At 70.7% G+C, this 7,259-nt stretch carries 3 protein-coding genes; 1 reads left to right on the forward strand and 2 read right to left on the reverse strand.

Going from position 1 to position 7,259, the window contains the following annotated elements; genetic code table 11:
• Window positions 1-119 precede the first annotated feature (119 nt).
• On the reverse strand, window positions 120-887 hold the full coding sequence (gene cobF, locus H0X00_RS19815) for a precorrin-6A synthase (deacetylating) (RefSeq protein WP_293774184.1): 768 nt from the start codon (window positions 885-887) through the stop codon (window positions 120-122).
• 185 nt (window positions 888-1,072) lie between these two features.
• On the opposite strand from cobF, the gene H0X00_RS19820 reads away from it, so the two are divergent.
• Window positions 1,073-6,649, forward strand: coding sequence for a carboxyl transferase domain-containing protein (locus H0X00_RS19820; RefSeq protein ID WP_293774186.1), 5,577 nt, complete (start codon window positions 1,073-1,075; stop codon window positions 6,647-6,649).
• A gap of 23 nt (window positions 6,650-6,672) precedes the next feature.
• Here the strand turns inward: H0X00_RS19820 and H0X00_RS19825 are convergent.
• Window positions 6,673-7,259 (reverse strand): hypothetical protein (locus H0X00_RS19825; RefSeq protein WP_293774188.1); only part of this gene is annotated, 587 nt, incomplete at its 5' end.

Here is a 7,259-nt window from a genome sequence, read left to right on the forward strand (position 1 = left end):
CAGCGTCGAGGACCGCGCCATCCGGGCCAACTCCGCGCGCTGCTCACTACTGACCGGCAACGCCGGTGCTGTCTTGATCGGCATGATCAATCATACCGCGCTAATTCACAGACAGACCACTAGGGGCGGCGACGACGGAGCAGATAGCTGTCCATGATCCAGCCGTGGCGAGCCCGGGCCTGCGCACGGAGTGCGACGATCTCCGCCTTGCGTTCCTGCAGATTGCCCGCGACCAGCAGCTCGCCGGGCATCCCCAGGTAGGCGCCCCAGTAGATGTCGAGGTCGGGGTCGTCGAGCGCAGCGAACGTCTCCGAGCCGTCGAGCATGACCAGGACGTCGTCGAGTTCGGCCGGCATCCCCGCCGCCAGGCGGCGGCCGGTGGTGACGTGGACCGGGGCACCGACGCCGGTGAAGGTCACCTTGTGCCGCGCCGCGAGCGTCTGCAGCGACGTGATCCCCGGGATCACCTGGTAACCGAATTCGACGGTCCCTCGCTGCTCGACCCGGTCAAGCACGCGAAGCGTGCTGTCGTAGAGCGCCGGATCGCCCCAGACCAGGATCCCGACGCTCTCGCCGGCTGAGACCTCGTCGCGCAGGAGCGCGCCGATCACCTCGGCCCGCGCGTCGTACCAGTCGCCGACGGCGCCGGTGTAGCCCACTTGATCAGTCGCGGTGCGGTCCCGGTCGGGGTCGGCCGCGGTCAGCACCCGGTACGGCTTGGTGATGTGCGTCGCGCAGAGCTCGTGCCGCAGGTCGGTGAGCTCGCGCTTGGCTTCTCCCTTGTCGATGACCAGGACGACGTCCAGGTCGGCCAGCACCCGGACCGCCTGCAGCGTGAGCTGTTCGGGGTCGCCGGCGCCGATGCCGATCACGTAGACGTTGCGCACAGGTTCGCCCCTCCGCCGGTCTGGCCGGTTATCCGGCCGGTTGTCGGGCCGGATTCTGCCCCGGTCACGCTGTGTCACGATCGCGAGTCCAAGATCGACGGTTGTTCGATGTCGCGGAGCGCACATTCGCGCCGGTCCGGGTGGGCCATAGGGTTTTCGCACAGGCAGGCTGCGGAAGGGCATGAGTGTTCAAGCGCATTGCGGTGGTCAACCGGGGCGAGGCTGCGGTCCGTCTGATGCGCGCCGTCCGGGAGCTGAACGCTGAGCGCGCCCACACCGATGGATTCTGTTCGATCCGCACCGTGGCGTTGCATACCGAGGCCGAATCCGCCGCGATGTTCGTCCGCCAGGCCGACGAAGCGGTCGCGCTGCGGCCCAGCGCCACGGCCTCCGTGCCGTACCTGGACTACGCCGAGCTCGAGCGCGCCCTCATGGAGTCCGGCGCGGACGCGGTCTGGGTCGGCTGGGGCTTCGTCTCCGAGCATCCCGCCTTCGTGGAGCTGTGCGACCGGTTGGGGATTGCCTTCATCGGTCCACCGTCGGAGGCCATGCGCCTGCTCGGGGACAAGATCGAGGCCAAGCTGGTCGCCGAGCGGGTGGGCGTGCCGGTGGCGGCGTGGAGCGGCGCGGGCGGGGTGACGTCTTACCAGGACGCGCGTCGGCACGCGAGCACCATCGGCTACCCGCTGATCATCAAGGCCAAGGCCGGCGGCGGTGGGCGCGGCATCCGCAAGGTGCTCGCCGAGGAAGAGCTCGAGGCCGCGTTCGAGGGCACCCGCGCCGACGCGAAGCGCTACTTCGGAGACGACGGGGTGTTCCTGGAGGCCCTCGTCACCGGCGCCCGCCACGTCGAGGTCCAGATCATCGCCGACAACCACGGCAACGTGTGGGCGCCCGGCGTGCGCGACTGCTCGATCCAGCGCCGCAACCAGAAGATCATCGAGGAGTCGGCCTCGCCGGTTCTGACGCCGGATCAGTCTCTGGAACTGCGCCGGGTCTCGATCGAGTTGGTGCGCGCGGTCGGTTACCGCGGAGCCGGCACGGTCGAGTACCTCTACGACCCGGCGCGCCAGACTTTCGCGTTCCTCGAGGTGAACACGCGCCTGCAGGTCGAGCACCCGATCACCGAAGTGGCCACCGGCCTCGACCTGGTCAAGCTGCAGATCCTGCTCGCCTCCGGCGAGGCGTTGCCCGGTGAGTGCCCGCCGGAGATCGGGCACGCGATCGAGATCCGGCTCAACGCCGAGGACCCGGACAACGGTTTCGCGCCGGCGCCGGGCCGGGTCGCGTTGCTGGAGTTCCCGCAGGGCCCGGGCATCCGGGTCGACTCCGGGATCGCGGCGGGGGACACCATCCCGCCGGAATTCGACTCGATGGTCGCGAAGATCATCGCCGGCGGCCGGGACCGCAACGAGGCACTGGCCCGGCTCGACCGCGCCCTGCGCGACACCACCGTGGTCATCGAGGGCGGCACCACCAACAAGTCCTTCGTGCTCGACCTGATCTCCCGGCCCGAGGTGCGCAGCGGTAGTGCCGACACCGCGTGGCTGGACCGCGGTTCCCTCGGTGACCGGGGCGCGGCCCCGCACGCCGACGTCGCGCTGTACGCGGTCGCGATCGACAGCTACGACCGCGAGGAGTTCGTCGAACGGGAGGCCTTCTTCGCCCTCGCCCGCGGCGGTCGCCCGCAGGCCGACCACGCGATCGGGCGGACCATCGAGGCCCGCTACGGCGGGCACGCCTACCAGCTCACCGTCTCCGCGCTGTCCGCCAACCGTTACCGGGTCCACGTCGCCGGGATCAGCGCCGACGTCCAGGTCGACCGACTCTCGGACTACGAGTCGCGGCTCTCGGTGCACGGCAAGGTCCACCGCATCGTCTGCGCCGCCGGACCCAACGACCACCTGGTCGAGGTCGACGGCGTCGCGCACCGCGTCGGGCGGGACTCCGGTGGCGTGGTCCGCGCGCCGGCGCCGGCCGTCATCGTCGCGCTGCCGGTGCGGGCCGGCGACCTGGTCGAGGCCGGCCAGACGATCGCGGTACTCGAGGCGATGAAGATGGAAACCCCGGTCGCCGCGCCGTTCGCCGGCCGGGTTCGGGAGGTTCTCGCCACCGCGAACTCCCAGGTCCCCGGTGGTGCCCCGTTGCTGCGGATCGACCCCGAGGGTGGGGACACCGCGGTCGGTACCGAGCCGTTGGTGTCCTTCGCCGCCCTGGCCGAAGGCGCCGTGGAGGACCTCGACGTCGACCCGGGCGATCGGGCGAGCGAGCTGCTGGAGGCGCTGCGCGCCCTGGTCACCGGCTACGACGTCAACGCCGCCGAGGGGCGCGCCCTCGTCGCCGAGTACGGCGCGGTGCGCCGGCTGCTGCCCGCCGAGGACACCCGCCCGGTCGCCGCCGAACTGTCGGTGCTGCGCATGTTCGCCGACATCTGCGAGCTCTCCCGCAACCGGCCCTCGGCCGAGGAGGAGAAGTCCGAGACCCGGGTGCACAGCCCGCGCGAGCACCTGCACACCTACCTGCGCTCGCTCGATGTCGAGCGCGAAGGCCTGCCGGAATCCTTCGCCGGCAAGCTTTCCCGGGCGCTGCGGCACTACGGCGTGCGCGAGCTCGCGCCCGCCGACGAGGCGCTCAAGGACGCCGTCTACCGCGTGTTCCTGGCGCTGGCGCGCGGCGACGCGCAGACCCCGGTGGTCACCGCGCTGCTGGAGCGCTGGCTGGCCGCCGAGGACCTCGTCGTCGCCGACCAGAAGGTCAACGACGAACTGGCCGAGGTGCTTGAACGCCTGGTCACCGCTACCCGGATCCGTTACCCGCTGATCGGTGACCTGGCCCGCAGTGTGCGGTTCCGCCACTTCGACCAGCCGCTGATCCTGGCCGCGCGGGAGAAGGCCCTGAACTCGATTCGCACCAAGATCGACTACCTCGTCGAGCACCCGGACGCGCCGGACCGCACGGCGCGGATCGAGGCGCTGGTCGCGAGCCCCGAGACGATCATCGGGCTGCTGAACGAGTACCTCGGCACCGGCGTCGCCGCGCTCGGACCGCTGCTGGAGATCCAGACCCGGCGCTACTACCGCAGCCGCAACCTGGAGGACGTGCGCGTCTTCGACCGCGACGGCCGCCAGTGCATGACCTCCGAGTTCGACCTCGCCGAGCAGCGGCTGCACCTGATCGCCACCGTCGGTGACTTCGCCGAGTTGCCCGCCCTCGCCGCCGCCGTCGGTGCGCTGGCCGCCGAGGATGCCTCCACCGAGCCGCACACCCTGGTTGTCGACTTCTTCCTGTCCTGGCAGGACATGCCGGGCGACTACGACGAGGTCTCCGAGGCACTGCGCGCCGAGGTCGACCGGCTGTCCTGGCCGGCCTCGTTGCGCCGGATCACCGTCGGCATCGCCGGCGGGACGACCGCGCGGACCTTCTATCTGACGTTCCGCCCGTGGGCCGAGGGCACCGGTCGTCTCAGCGAGGACCGGCTGATCCGCGGGCTGCATCCGCTGGTCGCCCAGCGCCTCGGGGTGAACCGGCTGGTGAACTTCGACCTGACGCGGATGCCGGCCGACGACGGGGTCTACCTGTACCGCGCGACCGGCAAGGCCAACGCCGACGACGAGCGGATCATCGCGCTCGCCGAGATCCGCGACGTGCACCCGCTGCGCGACGCCGCCGGCCGGGTGCTCGCGGTGCCGACCGTGGAACGCGTGCTCACCAGCTGCGTGCAGGGGATTCGCAACGTGCAGGCCCGGCGCGCGGCCGGGCGTCGCCTGGACCGCAACCGGATCGTGCTTGCCGTCTCGCCGACGGCGAAGGTGCCGATGGAGGAACTCGACGCCGTGATCCGCGCGCTGGTCCCGCTGACCGCCGGCGCCGGCCTCGAAGAGGTCATCGTCGTCGGCCGCCTGCAGGAGACTCCGGACGCCGAGGAGCGCGAGGCGGCGGTGATCATCTCCTACACCCAGGGGGTGGGGGCCCAGATCGCGATCACCAGCCGGCCGACCGAACCGATCCCGCCGCTGGACGACTACGAGCAGAAGGTCCGGGCCTCGGCCAAGCGCGGGGCGGTGTACCCGTACGAGCTGATCGGCCTGCTGATCGGCACCGCCGGCACTTTCTTCGAACTCGACCTCGACGAGACCGGTGAACTGGTGCCGGTGGACCGCGAGTCCGGGCAGAACACCGCCGGGATCATCGTCGGCCTGGTCACCTCCTCCACCCCGCGCTACCCCGAGGGTCTGTCCCGGGTGGTGCTGATGGGTGACCCGACCAAGTCCCTCGGTTCACTGGCCGAGCCCGAGTGCGCGCGGGTGATGGCGGCGATCGACCTGGCCGAGGCCGAGGGTTACCCGGTCGAGTGGCTCGCGCTCTCGGCCGGCGCCCGGATCTCCATGGACTCCGGCGTGGAGAACATGGACTGGATTGCGCGGGCACTGCGGCGCATCGTCGAGTTCACCCAGACCGGCGGCGAGGTGAACGTCGTGGTCGCGGGCATCAACGTCGGCGCGCAGCCGTACTGGAACGCCGAAGCCACGATGCTCATGCACACCAAGGGCGTGCTGATCATGACGCCGGACTCGGCGATGGTGCTCACCGGTAAGCAGTCCCTGGACTACTCCGGCGGCGTCTCGGCCGAGGACAATTTCGGCATCGGCGGCTACGACCGGGTGATGGGACCGAACGGGCAGGCGCAGTACTGGGCGCCCAACCTGGCGGCGGCCTTGGAGATCCTGTTCGCGCATTACGACCACGCCTACCGGGCCGCGGGGGAGCGCTTCCCGCGCCGCGTCGCGACCGCCGACCCGTTCGACCGGGACGTTCGCCGGCACCCGCACACCCACCCGGGCAGTCCGGACTTCACCACCGTCGGCGACATCTTCTCGGTGGAGAAGAACGCCGAACGCAAGAAGCCGTTCGACATCCGCACCGTGATGCGCGCGACCGTCGACGCCGACCACGCCGTGCTCGAGCGCTGGGCCGGGATGGCCGACGCGGACACCTCGGTGGTCTTCGACGCCCACCTCGGCGGGCAACCGGTCACGGTGATCGGGATCGAGTCCCGGCCGGTGCCGCGGCGCGGTCACCTGCCCTCGGACGGGCCGGACATCTGGACCGGCGGCACGCTGTTCCCGCAGTCCTCGAAGAAGACCGCGCGGGCCATCAACGCCGCCTCCGGGGTGCGCCCCCTGGTGGTGCTGGCCAACCTCTCCGGCTTCGACGGCTCACCGGAGTCGCTGCGCAACCTGCAGTTGGAGTACGGCGCCGAGATCGGCCGGTCGGTGGTCAACTTCGACGGCCCGATCGTGTTCTGCTTGATCTCGCGCTATCACGGCGGGGCGTTCGTGGTGTTCTCCGGAACGCTCAACGACAACATGGAGGTCGTGGCCGTCGAGGGCTCCTACGCCTCGGTGCTGGGTGGTGCGCCGGCCGCCGCGGTGGTGTTCACCGCTGAGGTCCGGGCGCGCACCAACAACGACGAACGGATCCGCGGGCTGGAGGCCGAACTTGCTGCCGCCGGTGGCGCGGAAGCCGCCCAGTTGCGGGTCGAGCTCGCGGACCTGCGCAACCTGGTCAAGATCGAGAAGCAGGGCGAGGTCGCGGCCGAGTTCGAGTCGATCCACGACATCCGCCGGGCCCAGAAGGTGGGCTCCGTGCACACCATCATCGGCGCCGGCGAACTGCGGCCCTACCTGATCGATGCCGTGCAGCGGGGCATGGCCCGCACCCTGGCCGCGAACCCTTCCGTCCGGCCTGACGGGCCGCCGTGACCTGACGGCCCGTCAGGAGTTCGCTAGGCGCTGCGCCGGTAGAAGTAGTGGGCGGTCTTGGTCGAGATGTTCCCGGCCCGGTCGACCGCGGTGGCCTTGTAGTTCACCCGCACCTGGGTGTTGGCCTTGACCAGCTTGCCGGTGGCCGTCACCTGGCAGACGTACGGCCCGGAGAGCGAGTCCGTGGCCAGGCAGGTGACCCTCTTGGCCTTGTTGTAGGTCTGGCCCTTCTTCACGCCCTTGATCGCGATCTTCGGCAGACCCTTGTCGATGTTGAGCGCGACCTTGATCGATGAGGTGAGCCCCTGCTGGTTGGTGATCGTGACCGTGCCGCCCTGGTTGGCGCCCTGGGTGGAGATCACCATCGGGCTCGGGCAGGGGCCGGTCAGCGGCGAGCTCCCCGCGGTGCAGGTGAAGGTCACCGTCACGGTGTCGCGGTACCAGCCGTACTTGGTCTTGCCGTTCTTGTTGCTGATCGCGCCGGTGATGCTCGGCGCCACCGGCGGGACCTGCGGCTCGAACGCCCCGGCGCTGCAGGTGCCCGGGCCGGTCAGGCCGGGCCGGGTCTGGCCCCGCTGGTCCTTCGGGGCGCAGGCGGCCGCGGGAACGG

This window comes from Sporichthya sp., from assembly GCF_013815995.1.
Taxonomy (GTDB): Bacteria; Actinomycetota; Actinomycetes; order Sporichthyales; family Sporichthyaceae; genus Sporichthya.